At 73.1% G+C, this 23767-nt stretch carries 23 protein-coding genes; 13 read left to right on the top strand and 10 right to left on the bottom strand.

The window, feature by feature from the left end; all coding sequences use genetic code 11:
- The first annotated feature begins 9 nt into the window (after nt 1–9).
- The 9 genes from ACFQRI_RS07605 to ACFQRI_RS07645 all read left to right on the top strand — a co-directional run bounded on the left by ACFQRI_RS07605 (nt 10) and on the right by ACFQRI_RS07645 (nt 9186).
- Complete coding sequence (locus ACFQRI_RS07605; protein ID WP_380665967.1) at nt 10–369, top strand: urease subunit beta; 360 nt, start codon at nt 10–12, stop codon at nt 367–369.
- Entirely contained in the window at nt 366–2087 is a 1722-nt protein-coding gene (locus ACFQRI_RS07610) for an urease subunit alpha (RefSeq protein WP_380665969.1), read from the top strand. Before ACFQRI_RS07605 ends, ACFQRI_RS07610 begins: the two co-directional genes overlap by 4 nt.
- Nucleotides 2087–2776, top strand: coding sequence for an urease accessory protein UreF (locus ACFQRI_RS07615; protein WP_380665972.1), 690 nt, complete (start codon nt 2087–2089; stop codon nt 2774–2776). The genes ACFQRI_RS07610 and ACFQRI_RS07615 overlap by 1 nt, the downstream gene beginning before the upstream one ends.
- Nucleotides 2766–3467 carry an urease accessory protein UreG gene (gene ureG, locus ACFQRI_RS07620; protein ID WP_380665974.1) on the top strand — a complete coding sequence of 234 codons (702 nt, stop codon included), beginning with the start codon at nt 2766–2768 and terminating at the stop codon, nt 3465–3467. Before ACFQRI_RS07615 ends, ureG begins: the two co-directional genes overlap by 11 nt.
- Before the next feature lie 12 nt (nt 3468–3479).
- Nucleotides 3480–4235: an urease accessory protein UreD gene (locus tag ACFQRI_RS07625; protein ID WP_380665976.1), complete on the top strand. Its 756-nt coding sequence runs from the start codon at nt 3480–3482 to the stop codon at nt 4233–4235.
- Between the two features lie 283 nt (nt 4236–4518).
- Nucleotides 4519–5172 (top strand): pyridoxamine 5'-phosphate oxidase, encoded by a 654-nt coding sequence (gene pdxH, locus ACFQRI_RS07630; RefSeq protein WP_380665978.1) that lies wholly within the window; start codon nt 4519–4521, stop codon nt 5170–5172.
- 118 nt (nt 5173–5290) lie between these two features.
- Complete coding sequence (locus ACFQRI_RS07635; protein ID WP_380665980.1) at nt 5291–6580, top strand: MFS transporter; 1290 nt, start codon at nt 5291–5293, stop codon at nt 6578–6580.
- Nucleotides 6581–6803: 223 nt separating this feature from the next.
- Nucleotides 6804–8198 (top strand): APC family permease, encoded by a 1395-nt coding sequence (locus ACFQRI_RS07640; protein ID WP_380665982.1) that lies wholly within the window; start codon nt 6804–6806, stop codon nt 8196–8198.
- A 61-nt stretch (nt 8199–8259) separates the two neighbouring features.
- Entirely contained in the window at nt 8260–9186 is a 927-nt protein-coding gene (locus ACFQRI_RS07645) for an aldose 1-epimerase family protein (RefSeq protein WP_380665984.1), read from the top strand.
- Between the two features lie 39 nt (nt 9187–9225).
- Here the strand turns inward: ACFQRI_RS07645 and ACFQRI_RS07650 are convergent, their stop codons facing one another.
- Nucleotides 9226–10374: an acyl-CoA dehydrogenase family protein gene (locus ACFQRI_RS07650; RefSeq protein WP_380665986.1), complete on the bottom strand. Its 1149-nt coding sequence runs from the start codon at nt 10372–10374 to the stop codon at nt 9226–9228.
- 127 nt (nt 10375–10501) lie between these two features.
- Between ACFQRI_RS07650 and ACFQRI_RS07655 the strand changes: the two genes are divergently transcribed.
- From ACFQRI_RS07655 to ACFQRI_RS07665, 3 genes are all read left to right on the top strand, one after another.
- Entirely contained in the window at nt 10502–11125 is a 624-nt protein-coding gene (locus tag ACFQRI_RS07655) for a TetR/AcrR family transcriptional regulator (protein ID WP_380665988.1), read from the top strand.
- A complete protein-coding gene (locus tag ACFQRI_RS07660; RefSeq protein WP_380665990.1) occupies nt 11122–12048 on the top strand; it encodes a carbohydrate kinase family protein in 927 nt (308 codons plus the stop codon). The genes ACFQRI_RS07655 and ACFQRI_RS07660 overlap by 4 nt, the downstream gene beginning before the upstream one ends.
- Before the next feature lie 362 nt (nt 12049–12410).
- Nucleotides 12411–13715, top strand: coding sequence for a citrate synthase (locus ACFQRI_RS07665; protein WP_380665992.1), 1305 nt, complete (start codon nt 12411–12413; stop codon nt 13713–13715).
- A gap of 277 nt (nt 13716–13992) precedes the next feature.
- On the opposite strand, the gene ACFQRI_RS07670 is transcribed toward ACFQRI_RS07665, so the two are convergent.
- Both ACFQRI_RS07670 and ACFQRI_RS07675 read right to left on the bottom strand, forming a co-directional pair.
- Complete coding sequence (locus ACFQRI_RS07670; RefSeq protein WP_380665994.1) at nt 13993–15567, bottom strand: glycerol-3-phosphate dehydrogenase/oxidase; 1575 nt, start codon at nt 15565–15567, stop codon at nt 13993–13995.
- Nucleotides 15564–16193, bottom strand: a complete 630-nt coding sequence (locus ACFQRI_RS07675) for a TetR/AcrR family transcriptional regulator (RefSeq protein ID WP_380665996.1) — start codon at nt 16191–16193, stop codon at nt 15564–15566. Before ACFQRI_RS07675 ends, ACFQRI_RS07670 begins: the two co-directional genes overlap by 4 nt.
- 16 nt (nt 16194–16209) lie before the next feature.
- Here ACFQRI_RS07675 and ACFQRI_RS07680 point away from each other — a divergent pair, with 16 nt between their 5' ends.
- The gene (locus ACFQRI_RS07680; RefSeq protein WP_380665998.1) at nt 16210–17847 is read left to right on the top strand and encodes an FAD-binding oxidoreductase; all 1638 of its coding nucleotides are present in this window, start codon (nt 16210–16212) and stop codon (nt 17845–17847) included.
- Between the two features lie 47 nt (nt 17848–17894).
- On the opposite strand, the gene ACFQRI_RS07685 is transcribed toward ACFQRI_RS07680, so the two are convergent.
- From ACFQRI_RS07685 to ACFQRI_RS07715, 7 genes are all read right to left on the bottom strand, one after another.
- Nucleotides 17895–18647 (bottom strand): GNAT family N-acetyltransferase, encoded by a 753-nt coding sequence (locus ACFQRI_RS07685; RefSeq protein WP_380666000.1) that lies wholly within the window; start codon nt 18645–18647, stop codon nt 17895–17897.
- Nucleotides 18648–18669: 22 nt separating this feature from the next.
- Entirely contained in the window at nt 18670–19035 is a 366-nt protein-coding gene (locus ACFQRI_RS07690; RefSeq protein ID WP_380666002.1) for a hypothetical protein, read from the bottom strand.
- Nucleotides 19028–21835, bottom strand: coding sequence for an FtsK/SpoIIIE domain-containing protein (locus tag ACFQRI_RS07695; RefSeq protein ID WP_380666004.1), 2808 nt, complete (start codon nt 21833–21835; stop codon nt 19028–19030). Before ACFQRI_RS07695 ends, ACFQRI_RS07690 begins: the two co-directional genes overlap by 8 nt.
- A 271-nt stretch (nt 21836–22106) precedes the next feature.
- The gene (locus ACFQRI_RS07700; protein ID WP_380666006.1) at nt 22107–22358 is read right to left on the bottom strand and encodes a hypothetical protein; all 252 of its coding nucleotides are present in this window, start codon (nt 22356–22358) and stop codon (nt 22107–22109) included.
- 3 nt (nt 22359–22361) lie between these two features.
- Complete coding sequence (locus ACFQRI_RS07705) at nt 22362–22622, bottom strand: hypothetical protein (RefSeq protein ID WP_380666008.1); 261 nt, start codon at nt 22620–22622, stop codon at nt 22362–22364.
- Between the two features lie 117 nt (nt 22623–22739).
- Complete coding sequence (locus ACFQRI_RS07710; RefSeq protein ID WP_380666010.1) at nt 22740–23198, bottom strand: hypothetical protein; 459 nt, start codon at nt 23196–23198, stop codon at nt 22740–22742.
- Between the two features lie 47 nt (nt 23199–23245).
- Entirely contained in the window at nt 23246–23590 is a 345-nt protein-coding gene (locus ACFQRI_RS07715) for a PRC-barrel domain-containing protein (protein ID WP_380666012.1), read from the bottom strand.
- Nucleotides 23591–23767 lie beyond the last annotated feature (177 nt).

Here is a 23767-nt window from a genome sequence, read left to right on the forward strand (position 1 = left end):
GGGGTCACCATGCGACCTGGAGAGGTCATCACGGGTGCGGGGGAGATCCCGCTGAATCCCGGTCGGGGCCGGGTGCGCTTGACCGTGGTCAACACGGCCGATCGCGCGGTGCAGGTCGGTTCGCACTTCCACTTCGCCGCGGCCAACCCGGGCTTGGAGTTCGACCGCGCGGCCGCCTGGGGGCACCGCCTCGACGTGCCCTCGGGCACCGCGGTGCGCTTCGAGCCCGGTGTGGCGCGCGAGGTCTCGCTGGTGCCCATCGGCGGCGCCCGGCGGGTGCGCGGCCTGCGGCCCGAGTACGCCGGCGAGCTCGACGAGCGCGACCACCGGGCGACCCCGTTCGCCTACGGCGCGGAGGGGGAGCGGTGAGCTCCGTCGATCGATCCCACTACGTCGAGCTGTTCGGCCCGACCACCGGCGACCGGATCCGGCTGGCCGACACCGACCTGCTCATCGAGGTCACCGAGGACCGCAGCCAGGGGCCGACCGGTTCCGGCGAGGAAGCGGTCTTCGGCGGCGGCAAGGTGATCCGCGAGTCGATGGGCCAGTCGGTGGCCACGCGCGCCGAGGGCACGCCGGACGTGGTGATCACCGGTGCGGTGATCCTGGACCACTGGGGCGTGGTCAAGGCCGACGTGGGCATCCGCGACGGGCGCATCGCGGGCATCGGCAAGGCCGGCAACCCGGACACCGCCGACGGGGTGGACCCCGCGCTGGTCATCGGCCCGTCCACCGAGATCGTCGCGGGCAACGGGCGGATCCTCACCGCGGGCGGCATCGACTGCCACGTGCACTTCATCTGCCCGCAGCAGGTCGACACCGCGCTGGCCAGCGGCCTCACCACGCTCGTCGGCGGGGGCACCGGCCCGGCCGAGGGCAGCAAGGCCACCACGGTCACCCCCGGCGCCTGGAACCTGGCGCGGATGCTGCGGGCGATGGACTCGCTGCCGGTCAACGTGCTGCTGCTGGGCAAGGGCAACACCACCCGCGAGGAGGCGCTGATGGAGCAGCTGCGCGCGGGCGCGGGCGGACTCAAGATCCACGAGGACTGGGGCGCCACCCCGGCGGCCATCGACGCGGCGCTGCGCGCCTGCGAGCGCACCGGAGTCCAGCTGGCCATCCACACCGACACGCTCAACGAAGCGGGCTTCCTGGAGTCCACTCTCGCGGCGATCAACGGGCGCTCGATCAACGCCTACCACGCCGAAGGTGCAGGTGGCGGACACGCACCGGACATCATCGAGGTGGCCGCGGCGCCCAACGTGCTGCCCTCGTCGACCAACCCGACCCGGCCGCACACGGTCAACACCATCGACGAGCACCTCGACATGCTGATGGTCTGCCACCACCTCAACCCGGCGGTGCCCGAGGACCTGGCCTTCGCCGAGAGCCGCATCCGCCCCTCGACCATCGCCGCCGAGGACGTGCTGCACGACCTGGGCGCGATCTCCATGATCAGCTCGGACGCGCAGGCCATGGGCCGCATCGGCGAGGTCATCGCGCGCACCTGGCAGACCGCGCACGCGATGAAGCGCCGCCGCGGCGCGCTGGCCGGCGACGGCCGCGCGGACAACCACCGCGCGCGGCGCTACGTCGCGAAGTACACGATCAACCCCGCGCTGGCGCACGGCATCGCGGGCGAGGTCGGGTCGGTCGAGGTCGGCAAGCTCGCCGACCTGGTGCTGTGGGAGCCGGAGTTCTTCGGCGTGCGGCCGCACTCGGTGCTCAAGGGCGGGATGGCGGCCTGGGCGGCGATGGGCGACGCGAACGCCTCCATCCCGACGCCCCAGCCCTACGTGCTGCGGCCGAACTTCGGGGCGGAGCCGCGGGTGGCCGCGGCGAGCAGCGCGGCGTTCGTCGCGCCGATCGCGCTGGAGGACGGGCTCGCCGAGCGGGTGGAGCTGGCCTCGCGGGTGGTACCGATCGAGAGCACTCGCGCCGTGGACAAGTCGCAGATGGTGCACAACTCGGCGACCCCGGACATCCGGGTGGACCCGGACAGCTTCGCGGTGCACGTCGACGGCGAGCTCGTCGAGCCCGCCCCGGTCGACGAGCTGCCGCTGGCCCAGCGCTACTCCCTGTTCTGATGACCGGGCTCGCCGTGCTCGCGCTGGCCGACTCCCGCTTCCCCGGCGGCGGCCACGCGCACTCCGGTGGCGTCGAGGAGGCCGCCGCCAGGGGACTGGTCAACAGCGTTGCCGACCTGCGGGAATTCCTGCGCGGCAGGCTCTTCGGCGCGGGCGCGCCGCAGGCGGTGTTCGCCGCCGCGGCCGCCCACGCCGCCGCCCGGGGCGTCGCCCCCGGGCGCTGGCGCGAGCTCGACGTCGAGCTCGCCGCCCGCACCCCCTCACCGGCGCAGCGGGAGGTCTCCCGCGCGCAGGGCAAGGGGCTGCTCCGCGCCGGCCGGGCCGCCTGGCCCTCGCCGGTGCTGGGCGGACTGGTGGCCGCGACACCGCGGCCGCATCAACCGATCGTGCTCGGCGTGCTCACCGCGGCCGCCGGCTCCGCGCCCCGCGACGCCGCGCTGGCGGCCGGGTACCTCGCGATCAGCGGACCCGCTTCGGCGGCGGTCCGGCTGCTCGGCCTGGACCCCTTCGGGGCCAACGCGGCGGTGGTCGCGCTGGCCGACGAGCTCGACGAGATCGCCGAGGAGGCGGCGCGCTGCGCGGGGCTGGCGCCGCAGGAGCTGCCCGCGCCCGGCGCTCCGGCGCTGGACCTGCTCGCCGAGGCCCACGATCGCCATCACCGGGAAGAGGTGCGTCTCTTTGCTTCCTGACCACGGCCACGGCCACGCCCACCCGGTCGGCTTCGACCCGACCGCTGCGGGCCCCGATCCGCACACCGCGCCGCCGCGCGGACGTCCCTTCCGGCTGGGCATCGGCGGCCCGGTGGGCAGCGGCAAGACCGCGCTGACCGCCGCGCTGTGCCGCGCGCTGGGCCAGGAGGTCGACCTCGCGGTGGTCACCAACGACATCTACACCACCGAGGACGCCGACTTCCTGCGCAGGGCGGGCGTGCTCGACGCCGACCGGGTCGAGGCGGTGCAGACCGGCGCCTGCCCGCACACCGCGATCCGCGACGACATCACCGCCAACCTCGACGCCGTGGACCGCCTGGAGGAGCGCCACCCCGGGCTGGAGCTGGTGATCGTGGAGAGCGGCGGGGACAACCTCACCGCGGTGTTCAGCCGCGGGCTGGCCGACAAGCAGGTCTTCGTGGTCGACGTCGCCGGCGGGGACAAGGTGCCGCGCAAGGGAGGTCCCGGGGTGACCACGGCCGACCTGCTGGTGATCAACAAGGTGGACCTCGCCGAGCTGGTCGGAGCCGACATGGAGGTCATGGTCGGCGACGCGCACCGGATGCGCGGCGAGCTGCCGGTGATCGCCCAGTCGCTGACCCGCACCCCGAACGCCCCGGACGTCTCGGCCTGGGTGCGGCAGTGCCTGAAGGCGGTCGTCGGTGCTTGACGGGGGTGCGCGGTGCGCGCGCGTGCGTCGCTGAGCGTCGAGCTCGCCCGCGGCCGCAGCGTCGTGCGGGAGCTGCGCTCGCAGGCCCCGCTGACCCTGCTGCCCCGGCGGGCGAGCACGGCCCCGGACGGGACGGCCGTGGTGCACCTGGTCGGTTCGGCGGCCAATCCGCTGGGCGGGGACGAGGTGGAGCTCGACGTGCGGGTCGGCGCGGGGGCGCGGCTGCGGCTGGTGGGCACCGCGGCGACCGTGGCGCTGCCCGGGCGCGGCAGCAGCCGCTCGGTGGTGCGCATCGAGGTCGCCGAGGGCGGCACCGCCGAGTACCTGCCGGAGGCCGCGGTGATCAGCGAGCGCGCGGACCACCGCGCGGAGCTGTCGGTGCGCCTCGGCGCGGGCGCGCGGGCGCGCTGCCGGGAGACGCTGGTGCTGGGCCGCAGCGGGGAACCTCCCGGGCGGCTGGTGACCGGCACGCAGCTCGTGCGCGGGGAGACCCCGCTGCTGCGGCAGCGGCTCGACCTGGGCGATCCGCGGCTGACCGCCAGCAGCGGTTACCTCGCCGGTGCGCGCGTGCTGGCCACCGAGGTGCTGGCCTGGGACGAGGACCCGCCGGCGGCGTCCTCGGGGCGGTGGTGGTCGCTGAGCCCGCTGGCCGCGGGCGGCTGCCTGGCCACGGCGGTGGCCGACGACGCGGTGACCGCCGCGCGGCGGCTGGCCGAGGCCGTCGGCCGCCATCCGGGTGCTGCCGAACTGGGCGACCCGATGTGGTGAGGCGCCGATCCGCCGGACTGTCCGAATTGTGCTGGGATTCGGCTTTCGCCCTGGTCATGGGGCATCCGAACGAGTGTGGGAACGATCACTGCATCGGTTGCGGAATCGATTGCGGGCCGCCGCCGATTCGGCTGGAGTTCCGGATCCGTTTACCGTCGTAGGGGTGGCTGGCGCCGCCCCTGTCGCGCCGGCCGCGGTCCAACCCGCACCCGCCCGGCTCGCACCACCGCCGGGCCCGTCGTCGAGTCGTACCGCTGTCGGGCGAGTCAGGGAGGAATTGATGATGTCGGAGGCCAACGTCGCGCTGCCGGCCATGCGCGTTTCCTACGAGGCAGGAGCACTGCACGAGAAGTCCCTGGCCGACACCTGGCACGAGCAGCTGCAGGGCTGGCTGGACGAGGCCGTCGAGGCCGACCTGGTGGAGCCGAACGCGATGGTGCTGGCCACCGCCGACGCCGAGGGCATGCCGTCCTCGCGGACCGTGCTGTGCAAGGGCATCGACGAGCGCGGCGTGGTGTTCTACACCAACTACACCTCGAACAAGAGCCACGACCTGCAGCAGACCAGGGTGGCGGCGGCGACCTTCCCGTGGCTGGGCCTGCAGCGCCAGGTCAACCTGCGCGGCACGGTGGAGAAGGTCTCCGCCGAGGAGACCGCCGCCTACTGGCGGGTGCGCCCGCGCGGCTCCCAGCTGGGCGCTTGGGCCTCGCCGCAGTCCCGCGTGGTCAACGGCCGGGAGGCGCTGGAGTCCTCGCTCAACGGCATCGAGCGGCGGTTCTCCGACGCGGAGCAGGTGCCGGTGCCGCCGCACTGGGGCGGCTGGCGGATCCGCCCTGACTTCGTGGAGTTCTGGCAGGGCCGCCCGGACCGCCTGCACGACCGCCTCCGCTTCCGCCGCGACGACGAGACCTGGCACATCGAGCGCCTCGCACCGTGAGGCGACGAAACCCTCTTCTCATCAGAAGTCCCCGCGCGTGGCGCGGGGACTTCTGATGAGAAGAGGCACACGCGCAGGACCCGACCTTAGCTTCGCTAACGGATAAGCTCCTGGAACTGTGGCGCAACGCGGGGAGACGGCGACCCGGAGCGGGATCCGAGGGCTGCTGAGCAAGGTCGTCCTGGACACCAGGCCGCTGCGGTACCCGGCCTACCGGCGGCTGTGGTCGTCGAACATCGTCAGCGCGGTCGGCGCGCAGTTCTCCGCCGTGGCCGTGCCCAAGCAGCTCTACGACATCACCGGCTCCTCGGCCTACGTCGGGCTGGCCGGCGTCTTCGGGCTGGTGCCGCTGCTGGTCTTCGGGCTCTGGGGCGGTGCGATCGCCGACACCGTCGACCGCCGCAAGCTGCTGCTGGTGACCAACGGCGGGCTCGCCGCCACCGCCGTGCTGCTGTGGCTGGTCGCCGCCGCCGGCATCCCCTCGGTGTGGCTGGTGCTGGTCCTGTTCTCGCTCCAGCAGACCTTCTTCGCGGTCAACTCGCCCACGCGCGGCGCGGCGGTCGCCCGCCTGGTGCCCACCCACCTGCTGCCGTCGGCGCAGGCCCTGGGTTCCACGGTGTTCCAGCTCGGCTCCATCCTCGGCCCGCTGCTGGCCGGGATGCTGCTACCGCTGCTGGGCCTGCCGGTGCTCTACCTCGTCGACGCGATCGCCCTGGTCGCAGCTCTGCTGGTGGTCTCCCGGCTGCCCGCCATCCCGCCCCGCGAGGGCGCGCCCAAGCGGGCCGGGCTGCGCTCGGTCGTCGACGGCTTCCGCTACCTCGGCGCGCACACCGTGCTGCTGGCCTCGTTCCTGCTGGACATCATCGCGATGGTGTTCGGCATGCCGCGCGCGCTCTTCCCGGAGATGGCCGAGCGCACCTTCGGCGATCCGCACGGCGGCGGTGTCGCCCTGGGCTGGCTGTACGCGGCGATCCCGCTGGGCGCCTTCGCCTTCGGCCTGCTGTCGGGCTGGCTGCACCGGATCACCCGGCACGGCGTCGGCGTGGTGCTCGCGGTGGCCGCCTGGGGCGTGGCGATCATCGGCTTCGGCTGGGCCGATTCGCTGTGGCTGGCCGTGGTCTTCCTGGTCATCGGTGGTGGTGCCGACCTGGTCAGCATGGTCTACCGGAGCTCGATCCTGCAGGCCGCCGCGACCGACGAGATGCGCGGCCGCATCCAGGGCGTGTTCACCGTGGTCGTCGCCGGCGGTCCGCGGCTGGCCGACACGCTGCACGGCCTCGGCGGCGCCTGGTTGGGCACCGGTGGGGCGGTGATGATCGGCGGCCTGCTGGTGGTGCTGGCCACCGGGATCGCGGCGGTCGCGCTGCCCGACTTCCTGCGCTACCGCGCACCGCTGGGGAGCGCTTAGGGGCGGGCCGGATCGCCGGTGCGGGTGGCGGACCCCCGAGCGACCGCGCGCACTCCGCGCGGTCGCGCGAGCACGCCGCGCGGTCGTCGGCGGCCCTCTCGGCGACCGCCCGTGACCAGCCAATACCGATCCGTGCAAGCGGACCGGTCACTACCGCCGCGCTCGTGCGCTTTCCCCGGGGGGTCGCTGCTCAGTGATCGAGCGCACGGCAGACTGCACGGTCATGGCCAACGAATCGACCACGCACGCGGCAGGCGGCGAGAACCCGCCTGAGCTCAAACGGGTAATGGGCCCGAAGTTGCTGCTGTTCTTCGTGGTGGGGGACATCCTCGGCACCACGATCTATTCGTTGACCGGCAAGGTCGCCGGCAAGGTCGGCGGTGCCCTCTGGGTCCCGTTCCTGGTGGCCTTCGTGGTCGCCTTCCTGACCGCCTTCAGCTACCTAGAGCTGGTCGGAAAGTACCCGCGCGCGGGAGGCGCGCCGCTGTACGTGCACAGGGCCTTCGGCGTGCACTTCCTGACGTTCCTGATCGCCTTCGCGGTGATGTGCTCGGGCATCACCTCTGCCTCCTCGGCCGCGCAGGCCTTCAGCGGGGACTACCTCACCGAGATCTTCGGCTCCGGCGTCGAGCCGGTGTCCTGGCTGGTCGCGCTCGGCTTCCTGCTGGTCCTCGCGGGCATCAACTTCCGCGGTGTCGGCGAGTCGGTGAAGATGAACGTGGTGCTGACCTGCGTGGAGCTCGCGGGGCTGGCCCTGGTGATCGTCTTCGGCGCGATCGCGCTGATCTCCGGCAGCCACAGCGCCGAGGTCACCCCGGACCCGGGCAGGCTCCTCGAGTTCGACGCCGGCACCTCGCCGCTGCTGGCGATCACCTCGGCGACCGCGCTGGCCTTCTTCGCCATGGTCGGCTTCGAGGACTCGGTGAACATGGCCGAGGAGACCCGCGACCCGGCCAAGACCTTCCCGCGCGCCCTGCTGACCGGCATGGTCATCACCGCGGTGATCTACCTGGTGATCGCGCTGATCACCTCCACCCTGGTGCCCACCGGCGAGCTGGCCGAGTCGGACGGTCCGCTGCTGCTGGTGGTCAAGGCCGCCGCGCCGTGGTTCCCGCCGATCCTGTTCTCGCTGATCGCGCTGTTCGCCGTCACCAACACGGCGCTGATCAACATGCTGATGGCGAGCAGGCTGGTCTACGGCATGGCGGGCGAGAAGGTGATCCCCGGGGTGTTCGGCAAGGTCCACCGCGGCCGCCGCACCCCGTGGGTGTCCATCCTGTTCACCAGCATCATCGCGATGATCCTGGTCAGCTCGCTGGAGATCTCCGACCTGGGCAGCACCACCTCGCTGCTGCTCCTGCTGGTGTTCACCGTGGTCAACATCGCGGTGCTGGTGCTGCGCAAGGACCGGGTCGAGCACGAGCACTTCAAGGCGCCCACCTGGGTTCCCGTGCTGGGCGCGCTGACCTGCGCGTTCTTCGCCAGCCCGCTGTCCGGTCGGCCGATGGACGAGTACCTGATCGCCGCCGCGCTGCTCGGCATCGGCGTGGTGTTCTGGGTGATCAACTACTTCGTGAAGGGCAAGGCCGACTTCCAGGCCGAGAACCTGAGCAAGTGAGTCCCCGGCCCGGGTCGCCGCTCGCGGTGACCCGGGCCGCTTCCGGTCGTACAGTGGCGGGGTGCATGATCCTCTTCCCGCCACCGGGCGACAGTTCGAGATCACCTTCGGGGCCGCGCGCGCCGTGGTCACCGAGTTCGGTGCGGCGCTGCGGGCCTTCGAGGTCGACGGCGTGCCGCACAGCGAGACCTTCGACCCCGACCGGCTGCCGCCGTCGGCAGCGGGCTCGGTGCTGGTGCCCTGGCCGAACCGGGTCGCCGACGGCCGCTGGGCGCTCGACGGCGAGCCGCAGCAGCTGGCGCTGACCGAGCCGGGCCGCAACAACGCCATCCACGGACTGCTGCGGCACGCGCCCTGGCAGGTCGTCGAGCACACGACCTCGGCGATCGTGCTGCAGGCGACCGTCCCGGCCCAGCAGGGCTGGCCGGTGCCGCTGCTGACCTCGATCGGGTACGGCCTCGACGAGCACGGCCTGACCGTGACCCACACCGTCGAGAACCTGGGCGGCCGGGCCGTGCCCTTCGGCGTGGGCGTGCACCCCTACCCGCGCGCGGGCGAGGTCGACACCGACGAGTGCACGTTGCGCCTGGCGGCCGCCACGGTCCTGCCGGTGGACGCCGACCGCCTGCTGCCCGCTCGCCCGCCGCGCGCCCTGGAGGGCGACGAGGTCGACTTCCGCAGCGGCCGCAGGCTGGAGGGCGTCTGGCTGGACACCGCCTTCGGCGGCGCCAGCCCGGCTCCCGACGACCCGGAGGGCCTGGTCCGGCACTCGCTGACCGGCCCGGACGGGCGCGGCGTGCAGCTGTGGGCCGACCCGGTGTTCAAGTGGGTCCAGGTCTACACGTCGGGCGACTTCCCCGGCCGCGGCCGCGCGATCGCCATCGAGCCGATGACCTGCCCGCCGGACGCCCTCAACTCCGGCACCGACCTCATCACCCTGCAGCCGGGCGAGGCCTGGACCGCTCATTGGGGCCTCAAGACCCTCTGAGCGGCGCGCCCGCCGAGGCCCGGGGCGGGCCGCGCAGCGCTACTTCGCGGGGCGCAGGCCGCGCGCGATGAGCACCCGCTGGATCTGGTTGGTGCCCTCGAAGATCTGCAGCACCTTCGCCTCGCGCATGTAGCGCTCGGCGGGGTAGTCCCGGGTGTAGCCGGCACCGCCGAGCACCTGCACCGCGTCGGTGGTGACCTTCATCGCCGCGTCGGTGGCGGCCAGCTTGGCCACCGAGGCCTGCTGGGAGAACGGCAGCCCCGCGTCCCGGCGCCGCGCGGCGTCCAGGTAGGTCGCGCGGGCGGTGTGCACCGCTGCGGCCATGTCGGCCAGCAGGAACTCCAGGCCCTGGAACTCGATGATCGGCTTGCCGAACTGCTGGCGCTGGCTCGCGTAGTCCACCGCCAGGTCGAGCGCGGCCTGGGCCAGGCCCACCGCGCAGGCGGCGATGCCCAGCCGCCCGGAGTCCAGGGCGCACAGCGCGATCTTGAGCCCGTCGCCCTCCGCGCCGATCCGCCACCGCGCGGGCACCCGCGCGTCCTCGAAGTACAGCGGCGTGGTCGGTGAGCCGGTCAACCCCATCTTGTGCTCCGGCGGACCGGCCGAGATCCCCGGCGCGCCGGCCTCGGTGAGGAAGCAGCTGATCCCGCGCGGTCCGTCGTCGGAGGTGCGCGCCATCAACGTGTAGAAGTCGGCCGCGCCGCCGTGGGTGATCCAGGACTTGGCGCCGTTGATCGCGTACTCCTCGCCGTCGAGCACCGCCCTGGTGCTCAGCGACGCCGCGTCGGAACCCGCGTGCGGCTCGGACAGCGCGTAGCCGCCGAGCAGGGTGCCGCCGATGAGCTCGGGCAGCCGCTCCTCGCGCTGCTCGTCGGTGCCGAACCGGGCCAGCGGGAAGCAGGCCATGGTGTGCACCGAGAGCCCCACTCCCACGGTCATCCAGGCGGCGGCGATCTCCTCCAGCACCTGCAGGTAGACCTCGTAGGGCTGCTCCCCGCCGCCGAAGGCCTCCGGGTAGGGCAGGCCGAGCAGCCCGGAGTCGCCGAGCAGCCGGAAGACGTCGCGCGGGAACTCCGAGGCGGCCTCGTCCGCGGCGGCGCGCGGGGCGAGCTCGTCGCGGGCGATCTCGCGGGTCAGCGCGAGCAGGTCGGCGGCCTCGGTGCTGGGCAGCAGGCGTTCAACGGTCATGGCGACGCTCCTGGGGCCAGTATGTACGTACCGTGACCCGTACTGTAGAGCGTACGGCAGTACTGTCAACAGGTCCGCCGGCGGGAAGCCCGCGGTAGCGCCGCAGCGCTGTGGCAGGCTTTGTCCGATGAGCGCTTCCCGACCCCCGCGCCCGCCGCAGAACGCACGGCGGGCCGAGCTGCTGGACAGGCTGCGCGACCTGTTCCTCGCCGAGGGGTTCGCGCACTTCACGCTCGACGAGCTCGCCGCGCGCCTGCACTGCTCGAAGTCGACGCTCTACACCCTGGCCGGGAGCAAGGAGCAGCTCGCCGTTCGCGTGGTCGCGCACTACTTCAAGGGCGCGACCGGTGCCATCGAGCGGCGGGTCGAGGCCGCCGGCGACGTGCGCGAGAAGGTCCGGGTCTACCTGGAGGCCGCGGCCGAGGCGCTGCGCCCGGCCTCCAGGGAGTTCATCGAGGACATGGCCGCCAACCTCGCCACCCGCGCGACCTACGAGGCCAACGCGCAGGCAGCCGCCGACCGGATGCGCGGCTTCATCGCCGAGGGCGTGCGCCAGGGCGTGTTCCGGGAGGTGCACGCCGGGTTCGTCGGCGAGATGGTCGGCCGCACCATCGTCGGCATCCAGCGCGGCGAGATCGGCGAGCGGACCGGGCTGTCGGACGCGGCGGCCTTCGCAGCGCTGTCCCAGTTCCTGCTCGGCGGTCTGTCCGCCGAGCAGTCCCCCGCAGAGTGCACAGTGGAGGAAATGTGATCGTCATCGGCGGTGAGGCCCTGGTCGACCTCGTGCCGGACAAGTCGGCTCCGGACGGCGGACTGGGGCCGCTGCGCCCGCTGCTGGGCGGCGGGCCGTACAACGTCGCGATCGCCCTGGGACGGCTGGGAGTTCCGGCGGCCTTCTACGCCAAGCTCTCCACCGACCAGTTCGGCGACCGGATGCTGGACCGGCTGCGCGAGTCCGATGTGGACACCTCGCTGGTGGAGCGCGGGAGCGAGCCGACGACCCTGGCGGTGGTGGGCCTCGGCGAGGACGGGTCGGCCCGCTACAGCTTCTACACCGACGGCACCGCGGCCCGGTTCGTCGCCGACCGGCCGCTGCCGGAGGAGGCCACCGCGCTGTGCGTGGGCACCCTCGGGATGGTCCTCGAACCCGGCGCCTCGGTCTACGAGCGGGCGCTGTTCGACGCCGCCGAGCGCGGCCGGTTCACCGCGCTGGACCCGAACGTGCGCGCCGACCTCATCGAGGACCCGGACGCCTATCGCAAGCGCTTCGAGTCCTGGCTGCCCGCCGTCGACCTGCTCAAGGTCTCCGACGACGACGCCGAGTGGCTCGCGCCGGGCAGGGACGTGCTGGAAGCCGCCCGGGAGTGGGTCTCCCGCGGACCCGCCGCGGTGGTGCTCACCCGCGGCGGGGACGGGCTCACCGCGGTCACCGCGTCCGGCGAGTTCGCGGTGCCCGGCCGCTCCGTCGAGGTCGCCGACACCATCGGAGCCGGCGACACCGTGCAGGCGGCCCTGCTGGCCTGGCTGCACCGCAACGGCGCGCTGTCGGCCGAGGAGCTCCGCTCCTTCGACGCGCGGCGGTGGCAGCAGGTGCTCGGTTTCGCCGCCGAGGCGGCTGGCGTGACCGTCTCGCGGGCCGGTGCCGAGCCGCCGTGGGCCGCGGAGCTCGGGTAGCGATCGTCGTTCTCCTCCGCCTGGAGGAACGCTGCGCGCGGCGGAATTCGGATTAGTCCGATCGGATGGGATCCGTGGTCACGATGGGGGTCGCGGGCGGCTCCGGAGCGTGCGGGTGGGACCGCTGGCACCGCTGTTGTGATGTGATCGTGGTCCCACCTGCAAAAAAGACGAAACACGATTGCTGCGCCAGGGCCCCGTTGCGGTCTAGCGTGACTACTGACAGGACCCCAACGGGGTGGTGCTGCGACGGTTCGGACACCCCGACCGGCGCGCGGGCGACATACGCAGCCCTGCCGCTTGGCTGGGCAAGACGCGGTCGTCACCACACGCACCCCTTGACGAGCGCGAGAGGTTCCCGAATGCCCGACGACGTGACCGCAAAACGTACCGTCGCGCTGCGCTATGACGCCGGCGAGCACGAGATGCAGGTGACACAGCCGACCGAGGGCGCGCCTGGTGTCGATCTCGGCAAGTTGCTGGCCCAGACCGGCATGGTGACGTTGGACCCGGGCTTCGTGAATACGGCAGCCTGCAACTCCGACATCACCTACATCGACGGCGACGCCGGCATCCTCCGGTACCGCGGATACCCGATCGAGGAGCTTGCCGCCAAGTCCAACTTCATCGAGGTCAGCTACCTGCTGATCTACGGTGAGCTGCCCACCCAGCAGCAGTACGACGAGTTCGCCGGCCGGGTCAGCAGGCACACCCTGCTGCACGAAGACCTCAAGCAGTTCTTCGACGGCTTCCCGCGCGACGCGCACCCGATGCCGGTGCTGTCGTCGGCGGTCTCGGCGCTGTCGACCTTCTACCAGGACAGCCTCAACCCGTTCGACAAGGACCAGGTCGAGCTGTCCACCCACCGCCTGCTCGCGAAGCTGCCCACCATCGCGGCTTACGCCTACAAGAAGTCGGTCGGCCAGCCGTTCCTGTACCCGGACAACTCGCTGGGCCTGGTGGAGAACTTCCTCCGGATGACCTTCGGCTTCCCGGCCGAGCCCTACGAGGTCGACCCGACCCTGGCTCGCGCGCTGGACCTGCTGTTCATCCTGCACGCCGACCACGAGCAGAACTGCTCCACCTCGACGGTGCGGATGGTCGGCTCGTCCGAGGCGAACATGTTCGCCAGCGTCTCGGCGGGCATCAACGCCCTGTTCGGCCCGCTGCACGGCGGCGCCAACAGCGCCGTGCTGGAGATGCTCGAGGGCATCAAGAACAACGGCGGCGACGTCGACGCGTTCGTCGAGCGGGTGAAGAACAAGGAGCCGGGCGTTCGCCTGATGGGCTTCGGGCACCGGGTCTACAAGAACTACGACCCGCGCGCGGCGATCATCAAGAAGACCGCCGACGAGGTGCTGTCCAAGCTGGGCTCCAACGACCCGCTGCTGGACATCGCGCTGCGGCTGGAGGAGCGGGCGCTCTCCGACGACTACTTCGTCTCGCGCAAGCTCTACCCGAACGTGGACTTCTACACCGGCCTGATCTACAAGGCCATGGGCTTCCCGACGAAGTTCTTCACCGTGCTGTTCGCGCTCGGCCGGCTGCCCGGCTGGATCGCGCACTGGCGGGAGATGATCGAGGACCCCGCCCGCAAGATCAGCCGTCCGCGCCAGGTCTACACCGGCTACGCGGATCGCTCCTACAAGCCGATCACCGAGCGGTGAATCGAAACCTGAATCAAGTCAGCCGCGGCTGACTCCCGCAACGGGCCCCGGAGGACCCGGCCACCAGGCCGGCCCCGGGGCCTTTCTGCACCCGTGGCACCCCACCCGCGCTCAGCCCCCGAACTGACCCGGCACCCCGAGGACCGGCCGAACCGACCGAAGCACCAACCCCGAACGAGCGAACCCGATCCCCCGACCGGTTCCACTCCCGAAAACCCTCGAATTTCACCCCCGAAAGGGAGGTGATTCGGTACCCGGATTGGGAGGTGATTCGGGGTCAGCGGGGGGTCAGGCCGGCCAGGGCCTTGGTCACCAGGGATTTCGTCGGGGGCAGGGCGGTTGCTCGTTCCGCGGGGTCGAGGCCGAGGCGGGAGCGGCGGTCCAGGACGTCGTCGGCGTCGAGGGCGCCTTCGTGGCGGATCGCCCAGAGGACTTCGGCGGCGGTGAGCCGCGAATCCGCCGCGACCGGCTCGGCGAGATCCGGGTCGTACTCGCCGAGGGCGGCCACCCGGGCCGCTTCGGTGCCGTACTTGGCGACCAGCTGGGCCGGGGCCTCGACGTCGTGCAGGTGGTGGCGCGGCGCGGCGCCGACCAGGGCGATCCCGGTGGTGCGCGACGGCCCGGCGGACAGCCCGCGCGCCTGCACGGCGGCGTCGACCGCCTCGGCGGCCATCTTCCGGTACGTGGTGAGCTTGCCGCCCACGACCGTCACCACGCCCTCCGGCGAGGTGAGCACGGCGTGATGCCGGGACAGGTCCGCGGTCGGCTTGCCGGGTTGCCGCAGCAGCGGGCGCAGCCCGGCGAAGCTGCCCAGCACGTGCTCCCGCCCCAGCGGACGTCGCAGCACCTCCCGGATCCCGGCCAGCAGGAAGTCCACATCGGATTCGGGGACCTCGGGCACCGACGGGATCGGCCCGGGCGCGGGCTCGTCGGTGAGCCCCAGCAGCGCGCGCCCGTCGGGCTGCGGGATGAGCAGCAGGAAGCGCCCGGACGCACCGGCCAGCGGGGCCACCACCGAGGTCCCGGCCAGCCCGGCGGCGTCGGCGTCGACCAGCAGGTGCGAACCGCGCGAGGGAGTCAGCTCCACCTCCGGCGTCAGCTCGCCCGCCCACACCCCGGCGGCGTTGACCACCGAGCGCGCCCGGATGCGCAGCGACGCGCCGCTGCGCTCGTCGACCACGTCGGCGCCGTCGCCGCGCAGCTCGCGCACGGTCGTGCGGGTGAGGACGCGCGCGCCGAAGCCGGCTGCGGTGCGCGCCAGCGCGACCACCAGGCGCGCGTCGTCGATCAGCTGGCCGTCGAAGTGCAGCAGCCCGCCGCGCAGCCCGGCCCCGCGCAGCCCGGGCACCAGCGCGAGGGCCTCGGCGGCGGGGATCCGCCGCGGCGCGGGCAGCACGTCCGAGGGCGTGCGGGCCACCCGGCGCAGCGCGTCCCCGGCGCGCAGCCCGGCGCCGATCACCAGCTCCTGCCGCCGGGACACCCCGGAGTGCAGCGGCGTGACCTGCGGCAGCGGTCGGACCAGGTGCGGGGCGGTGCGGGTCATCAGCACGTTGCGCTCCACCGCGCTCTCGTGCGCCAGCGCGACGTCGCCGTGCGCGAGGTAGCGGAGCCCGCCGTGCACCAGCTTGCTGGACCAGCGCGAGGTCCCCCAGGCCAGGTCGCGCGACTCCACCAGGACCACGGACAACCCGCGCGCTGCGGCGTCCAGCGCGACGCCGGTGCCGGTGACCCCGCCGCCGACCACGAGCAGGTCGACCTCGTCCTCGGCCGACGCGGTCAGCTCGGCGTCGAGCCGAGCGGCGTTGAGCGAGGTCGCGCGCAGCGAGCCCGCGGGCAACGGAGTGGTGATCATGTGCTGCTCCCGGGGTGTAGGGCGCCGTCGAGCAGGTGGGTGAGCTCGTCGGTGAGGGCTTCGGCGGGGATGTCGCCGGTGGCCGGCCCCGCCGAGATGACGAAGGACTGCACCAGCAGCAGCAGGGATCGGGCCTGCACCGCCGGATCGCCGGAGCGCACCGAACCGTCGGCGTGCCCGGCGGCGAGGTGCTCGTGCAGCATCGCCTCGGCCGCCAGCTGCGTGCTGCCCAGCCGTTCGACCAGGTAGGGCAGCAGCAGCTCGCCGTCGGTCTCCAGCACCCGCTGCAGCAGCGGGGCCTCGTGCAGCAGCCGGATGCCCCGCACGACGCCCGCGACCAGCCGGTGCCGCGCGTCGCCGGCGGGCTCGGCGGCGCGGGCGAGCTGCAGGATCTCGCCGAACTCGGCGGTGACCAGCCTGGTCACCATGCTGTCGACGTCCGGGAAGCGCCGGTAGAGCGTCATCCGGCTGACCCCGGCCCGCCGCGCCACGTCGGTCAGCGTGGTGCGCCGCAGCCCGTTGGCCAGCACGCACTCGCGCGCCGCGCGCAGCAGCTCGGCGTCGTCGACCCGGTTGGCCGGACGCCGCGCGCCGGGAGCCGACGGGCTGTGACACTTAGCCTCCATGTGTCACACTGTAGCGGTGAGCGGCCAGATCGAACACACCCTCCGCGGCAGCTGGACCCCATCGGGTGCGGCGGCCGCGCAACTGTCCCCGTCGGCGATGCGCTGGTTGCGCCAGCGCATCGGCCTGACCGACACCACCACGCCGGCCATGCCCGCCTCGCTGCTGGAGGTCCCCGAGAGCGCGCTGCCCCAGGATGCGCGCGACGAGCTGGCGGCGCTGGTCGGCGGCGAGCACGTGCTGCTCGACGACGCCGCCCGGCTGGGCCGCGCGGGCGGCATGTCCTACAGCGACCTGATGCGTCGCCGCACCGCCGCGGACCTCGCGGTGCCGGACGCGGTCCTGCTGCCCGGCGAGCCCGAGCTGGTGCAGGGCGCGCTGGAGATCTGCGCGCGGCACGACATCGCGGTGGTTCCCTTCGGCGGCGGCACCTCGGTGGTCGGCGGCGTGGACGCGCTGCGCGGCGGCAAGCGCGCGGTGGTCGCGCTGGACCTGGCCCGGTTGAACAAGCTGGTCTCGCTGGACCCGGTCTCGCGGGTGGCCGTGCTGCAAGCCGGGATGCGCGCCCCGGAGGCCGAATCCCTCCTGGCCGCGCACGGTTTCACCCTGGGGCACTTCCCGCAGTCCTTCGAGCGCGCGACCATCGGCGGATTCGCCGCGACGCGCTCGGCCGGGCAGGCCTCCGCGGGCTACGGCCGCTTCGAGAACATGATCGAGGGCGTGCGGGTGGCCACGCCGCGCGGGGAGTGGCGTCCCGGCGTGGCCCCGGCTTCGGCCGCGGGCCCGGACCTGCGCCAGCTGGCGGTCGGCGGCGAGGGCGCGCTCGGCGTGATCACCGAGGTCGCGCTGCGGGTGCGCCCGGCCCCGGCGCGCGGCCGCTACGAGGCCTTCGTGGTCGACGGTTGGCAGGCGGGCGCGGACGCGGTGCGCGCGCTCGCCCAGTCGCGGGCGCTGGCCGACGTCACCCGGCTGTCCGATGTGGAGGAGACCGAGGTGCAGCTCGCGCTCGCCGGCGGGCTGAAGTCGCGCGCGCTGAACGCCTACGCGCGGGCCAACGGGATTCGCCGCCCGTGCCTGCTGATCCTGGGCTGGGACGCCGCATCGCGCGGCGAGCTCAAGCGACGCCGCGCGCGCACGCTGGCCGCGCTGCGCGACTTCCGCAAGGTGTCGCTCGGTCGCGCGGTCGGCGAATCCTGGAAGTCGCACCGGTTCTCGGGTCCGCGGCAACGAGATGCCCTGCTGGACCGGGGAGTGTGCGTCGAGACGCTGGAAACCGCCGCGCACTGGACCGGGCTCGGCGAGCTGCGCTCGGCCGTGCGCACCGCGCTGGTCCACGAGCTGGGCTCGGCCCGGCACCGACCGATCGTGATGTGCCACATCTCGCACGCCTACGAAACCGGCGCCTCGCTGTACTTCACGGTGCTCGCCCCGCGCGACGAGGACGCCCTGGAGCAGTGGGCGAGGGCGAAGCGAGCGGCCGGCGAGGCGATCGCGGGCCGGGGCACGATCAGCCACCACCACGCCGTCGGCGTCGACCACCGGCCCTGGCTGGAGGCGGAGATCGGGACCGTCGGCACCGACGTCCTGGCGGCCGCGAAGCGGGCGGTCGACCCGACGGGCATCCTCAACCCCGGCAAGCTCGTGGAAGCGCACTAGGCGCGCGGCGAAGCGTTCTCGCGCGGCGGTGCGGGTAGCGCGCGGTCCTAGGCGGAGCCGCTGGTGGCCCGCACGGCGCTGATCGCGGTGTAGCGGTAGCCGAGCCGGCGGTACACCGCCAGCGCGGGCTCGTTGTCGGCGTCGGCCATCAGCACCACCGAGCCGCGCGCGGCGAGCTCGCGGGTCAGGAACGCGCACACCTGGCCGGACAGCCCGCGCCCGCGCCACTCGGGGTCGGTCGCCACGCCGGAGATGCAGCCGATCCCGGGTGCCGCCCAGGAGTCGCCGGCCACCGAGCGGATCGCACCGCCGGAGTCCCGGATCCCCGCCCAGCGGATCGCCCCCGGATCGTCCGGGAACAGGTACGACGTCGGGTTGGCGCGGCGCAGCAGCGCGTCGATCGCGGGCTCGTCGGCGCGGCCGAGCCACACCACGTCCGGGGTCGGGAGCTGCGGCGGTCCGGTCGCCAGGTGCATCCACCCGAAGGTCGCCCGGACCTCGAGCCCCAGCCGCTCGGCGAGGTCCGCCGCCAGCGGCTCGGCGGCCAGCAGCCGCACGTCGTGCCCGGCGAGCTCGGGCAGCACCGCCTCGACCAGCTCGGCGACCTCGTCGCCGGGACCGGCGCACACCAGCCGGTCGGCCCGGCTCAGCCGAGGCGCGAAGACCGCCACGGCGTCCCGGTACCGCCACGCCGCACCGCGCTCGTGCGGATAGCCCGCGTCGAGCGCCTGCGCCGCCCACCGGACCATCAGGCCCGGGCACGCCCCGGCAACCGCGTGAAAATCCGCCAGCCGCTCCACGCCCACGATCCTACGACCGCGCTCAGGCCTTCCGGCGCCGCAGCAGGCCGGGCTTGGCCAGCGAGTCGTGGAAGTCCACGTAGGCCTCGTCCATGGCCTTGCGGGACTCCTCGGGCGTCGCCGGCGGGGCCGAGCGGTCCGGCGCCGGTTTGCCGTCGGAGCGCAGCCACCGCTCGTCCCACAGCGCGCCCAGCGCCGCCTTCCAGCGCGCGTCGGCGTCGGCGATGGCCTCCTCGCGCTGCCGGGCCGACTCCTCCTGGCGCTGCTTGCCCTTGGCCACCGCTTCGCCGAGGCGTTCGGCGGTGGCCCGGTCGTGCTCGCGCAGCGCCGCGCCGGCCTCGGTGGCGGCCTCGACGAGCTCCCGGTACCGCTCGACCGCGTCAGTCATGCGACTCCTCCCGGATCTCGGTGCGCTCGGTGCGCGGAGCGGGCACCTCCGGCGCGCGGTCGGCGGCGAGGTCGAACGGCAGCAGCACCTCGGGCCGCGAGTGCACCGAGCGGTCGAAGAACAGTCCGCGCCGCGCCCGGGGCGACCAGTTCACCGATTGCCCGGCGGCGAAGGGCATCAGCTCCTGGCCGTGCACGTCGAAGGCCACCCACGCGCCGATGTCGTCGACCGGGCCCATGCCCAGCGTGTTCTTCACCCGCTGCGCGCTGCGCCACCACCCCAGCACGTGGATCCGGGACTCCGGCCCCTGCTTGAGGATCTTGCGCAGCTGGTCCAGCGCGCAGGCCCTGGTGACCGGGTCCTTGCGCTCCAGGGTCGCCTGCGCGGCGTCCACGCCGTAGAGCAGCAGCACGTGCGGCACCGGGGAGCCACCGGCGTCGATGGTTCCGGCGATGCCGTCGATCGCCGCCTCGATGCCGTCGAAGGACACCGCCTCGACCTCGTGCCCGTCCGCGCGCAGCTCGGCGGTGACGGCCTCGGCGTCCGCGGCCGCCTCGTCGAGCAGCCCGGCGACGGTGAACCGGATGCCGCCCGGCCGGTGCTGCCGGCCCAGCGACAGCGCCGCCGCGCCGAGCACGCTGGTGGTGTCCTGCCGCACCGAACCGATCACCGCGAGGTTGCGGCCGGGGGAGCGCACCAGCGGCACCGCCGCGGCCGTGCCGGTGACGTCGATGATCTGGCCCAGCAGCGCCTTCGGCGGCCGGGCGTCCGGAGCGAGCTCCCGGTAGTCGGCCAGCTCGGACAACCTCGGCAGGTTCGAGCCGTCGAAGAGCCGCGGCGGCGCCGAACCGGACGGGCGCCGCTCCCACAACCGGTGCTGCAGCGCGTGGAAGGTGTTCTTGCCGGTGGCGTCCGGGATCCGCGCCACCTCGTTGCCGTGCTTGACCCCGGACTCGTGGTTGACCACCGCGTGCCAGCGCGTGAGCTCCAGCGCGGTCTGGTTCTGCTCGGCCAGCACCCGCCGCGCCTTGGGCAGCGCGATCCGCAGGATGAACTGCTCGAAGATCGCCGGTTTGCCCCAGAAGGCCTCGATCCCGGAGACGTCCTGGCTGGCCAGCACGAGGTGGATGCCCTGCGAGCGGCCGCGCCGCGCCACGTCCTCCAGCAGCTGGGTGGCCTCGGCGGTGACCGGGTCGCGCTCGGCGAACAGGTACTGGAACTCGTCGATGACCGCCACGATGCGCGGCCACCGGCCCCGCGGGTCCTCGGCGCGCAGCTCCTCCAGCTTGGTGACCTCGTGCTGCTTGGCGTGCTCGGCGCGGCGGCGCATCTCATCGGCCAGGAAGCGCAGCAGCGCCAGCCCGAACTCGCGGTCGGTGTTGACGTTGACCCCGACCAGCTGCGCGTGCGGGAGCCAGCTCGGGTCGCGCTTGCCCGGGGTGAACTGGGCGAAGGACACGCCCTCCTTGAAGTCCAGCAGGTAGAGCTCCAGCTCGTCCGGCGAGTACCGGGCGGTCATCGCGCCGAGCATGCCGTAGAGGAAGTTCGTCTTGCCCGAGCCGCTGGGGCCGCCGATGAGCGTGTGCGGGCTGGCGTCGCCCAGGTTGACCCACACCGGCTCGCCCTCGGAGAAGCCGACCGGGGCCTGCAGGCCGGAGGTCGAGCGGTGCTGCCAGAGCTGCTCGGGGACCAGGTCGTCGAAGGTGCGCACGCGGGCCCGGCGCGCCTCGAAGGCGTCCGCGATGGCCGAGCACGCCTTGGCGGCCTCGGTGCGCGGCGGCGCCTCGTCGAGCTCGACCACGGCCTCCGGGCCGGTCAGGCTGGTGCGCGCCCGGTTGCGGCCGGTCAGCGTGATCGACTCGATCGCGCTGCTCACGGTCAGCGACAGGTCCACGCAGATGAGCTGGATGCCGCAGGACAGGCCGTTGCGGGCGATCCGCTGCAGCTGCTGTTGCTGCTCCTCCCGCAACGTCTCGCCGTTGCCGAACAGCACCGCGATCCGCCACGGCTCGGAGCGGTGCCCCTGCTCGGCGGCCAGCGCGCGCAGCGAGGTGTGCCCGCCGAGCAGCGCGGAGGCGTGGATGCGGCGGATGTGGTCGGACAGCGCCTCCAGCAGCTCGTCCAACCGGGTGGGGTCGTGGGCGGTGAGCAGACCGGCGCCGGCCAGCGGGTACAGCGCGGGCAGCGTGCCGGTCAGCTGCGTGACGTCCCAGACGTGCACCCGCACCTGGCCGGGCTGGAAGTGCCCGAGGACGCGCAGCAGCAGGTTCTGCACCAGCGACTCGGCGGTCTCCGGCACGCCGTCGGTGGTGATCCGCAGGTGGGACAGGTCCAGGGCCGGCACCGCGGCCGGGAACGGTTGCGGCCGCGGGGAATCCGGTACCGAGGCGGTGCCGATGCGCCACAGCTGCGGGGGAGCGCTGGCTTCGCCCGAGCCGATCCGGCCGAGCCACTCCTCGAAGGGATCGGACGCGCTGCCCGGCGCCGTCTCGGCGACCAGCTCGGTCAGCCGGGCGGGGCCGGTGGCCGTCCAGTCCGCGTAGATCCGCTCCCGCTCGGCCAGGGATTCCGCCAGCGCCGCTCGCAGGTGCGGGTCGGCCGGGTCGCCGAGCTCCTCGGGCGCGCGGGCGGCCTCCGCGCTGCCCATCTGCGCGATGCGCAGCGCGAACTCCTGCTGCGCGCACTCGTCGAGCACCGCCCGGTGCGCGTTCTCGGCCGCGCCGAGCGCGGTGGCGATGGTGCTGCGCAGGTGCTCGAAAGCCGATTCGACGCGACTTCGCCGCGCACTGCGTTTGCTCACACGTCACTCCGCGGGTTCCGGCAGGCGGGATTACGGACCGTGATCAAAATACCACCCCGCGCCGTTCTGGCCGAGTTGGGATTGAACACATTCGCGGGTCCGAATGCGGCTCGGCCGGGCGCTTCGCGGGCTCGCGTCCCGGTCGGCCTCGCTGCGGGTTCTCCGACGTCGTCCCGGCGGATGGCCGCAGCGCTGCGCCCCGGACCGCGACCCGCCGGCCCCGGTCCCGGCGGGTTCCGCGCCGCGGGGTGAGGCTCGGCCGGGGGGCGTCCTACAGCCGGGTTGCGAAGTCGCGGACCGTGTTCGTGATGAGCTCGATCGTGTTCTGCACCCGCTCGACCTGATCATCCGAGCGGGGCAGTCCCGGAGGCACGACGGTTTCCGGGTGCTCCGGGTCGAGGCGGGTCAGCGCGCGGCGGGCCTCCTCCAGCCGCAGCCGGCAGGTGCCCAGGCTCGCGCCCGCCTCCTCCAGCTGCTGCTCGACCGAGCTCAGCGCGGCGCGGGTTTCGTCGAGGGCCGACATCGATTACAGGCGGCCCGCGTAGGCCTCGGTGGAGTTGATCGTGGTGTTGAGCGTGCCCTGGATCCCGCCGATGCTCTGGATCGCCTCGGCGAGCATGCCGTGGGCGTGCAGCATCTCCTCCTGGGAGGTGCTCGCGGTCGCTTCGGCCAGCGCGGACTGCGCCTCCTCCAGCACCGTGGCGGTCTGCTGCAGGGCGGCGATTCCCTCCTGCATCTTCTGGTTGGCCAGCGAAACGCCCGCGCGAACTTCTTCCACGCCTGCCATCTGTCCCAGGTCCTCCGTGAGGGGTGCACAACTCTGTAACGGTTCACAAGCTAGCGCCAGCCTGCGGACCGCTCGCACCCGGGGCGGATTTGTTGATCTCTGTTGGAGACCTTTGTCCTATGTGGATTTATGCGGATCCGGATGTGCGATTTCCGTTGCGGTGTGGGCGTTGTTCCCGGCGCCGAGCAGCGGCAGGTCCAGGGCGTCGTCGAGCCACGCCTCGACGAGCAGGCGCTCGCCACCGGGGACCAGTTCGGCGACCAGGTCCGGTTCGTCCACCACCGTCCACGCGGTCGGCGGGGCGCAGCTGACCCGCTGCCGGGCGAAGCCGGGGCCGAGCTCGCGCAGCAAGCCGCGCACCGCGCGGGACAGCGCCGCCGGGTGTCGCCCGGTCTCGCCGGTGCGGCCCGCGATGGTCACCGACCAGCAGCCGGGTTCCTCGTCGGAGCAGTCCGCCGCGTTCACCGGTTCGCCGCCGACCCGGTCGAGCAGGTCCGCGCAGGCGGTGCGCGCGCTGGTCTCGTCCTCTGCCCCGAGCACCACCGTGATCAGCAGCTCGAGCTCGTCGTCAGTCATCGCGCCGGGCATTATTCCGCATCCCCGCCCGGCGGCGGAGCCGATGATCAGGTGAGGTCGTCGGCGTCGTCGAGCTCGGGGTGCTCCAGCCCGTAGTAGCGGTAGAGGTCGCGGCCCTCGCTGTCGGAGAGGCGGCCGTTCTCCGCCTCCACCGCGGGGGCGTTGCGCACCCGCTCGGCGTCCACGCCGAGTTCGAGGCGGTTCTCCTCGGTCCTCGCGCCGTCCAGCGGCACGAAGGTCTCCTTCATGCCGAGCAGCCCGACCCGGACGGTGACCCACTCCGGCTGGTTGGTGTCGTCGTCGACGTAGACGTTGCCCACCCGGCCGACCCGGTTGCCGTCCTTGTCGAAGACCGGCGTGCCGATCAGGTCCTGCGCGCGCTCGACGTTCATGGCAAGCCCCCCTCGTCCACCGGGCGTCGAATGCCCGGAAGGCCGAGTTCAAGCTTCCCCCGAAGCTCCCAGCTCGCAAGCGCGCAACCGACACGCCTCACTCGATCGAGTAATGATCAAGGATCATGCTTGTGGATGATAATAGTGGTCGCTCGGCCGCGAGGTCCCGATCAGGCG

It is taken from the genome of Saccharopolyspora griseoalba, assembly GCF_042665275.1.
Taxonomy (GTDB): domain Bacteria; phylum Actinomycetota; class Actinomycetes; order Mycobacteriales; family Pseudonocardiaceae; genus Saccharopolyspora; species Saccharopolyspora griseoalba.